1 protein-coding gene is annotated in these 318 nt (G+C 58.2%); it reads right to left on the bottom strand.

Annotation, left to right across the window (positions count from 1 at the left end; genetic code table 11):
• Window positions 1-318: hypothetical protein (locus Q4563_RS18275; protein ID WP_303605518.1), on the bottom strand; the 318-nt coding region annotated here is incomplete at both ends.

The raw sequence follows: 318 nt of genomic DNA, 5'->3' as shown, positions 1-318 counted from the left end.
GGCCACGGCGGCACAGGCCGCAAAAAGCCAGGGTGAGCGATCGCCAAAGAAGACCAGCATCACACCACTCATCACCAACACCGCAAACCCCATGCGGACGATGGTTTGCACCGGCATCCGCCGCGACAGGCGTAGATACAGCATCGGGCCAATCAGGGCACACACCGCATTCATGGCAAAGATCAGACTGAACGCCTGCTTGGACATGCCAAAGCCATCGATATAGACATAAGCCGCGCTGCCGATAAACGCCATCAGGCACATCGGCGCCATACCAAACAGCAACACCAGATAGGCAAAGCGCGGGTTGCTCAGCAC

This window comes from Gilvimarinus sp. 1_MG-2023, assembly GCF_030548285.1.
This window is presented reverse-complemented; position numbering and strand designations above follow the sequence as displayed.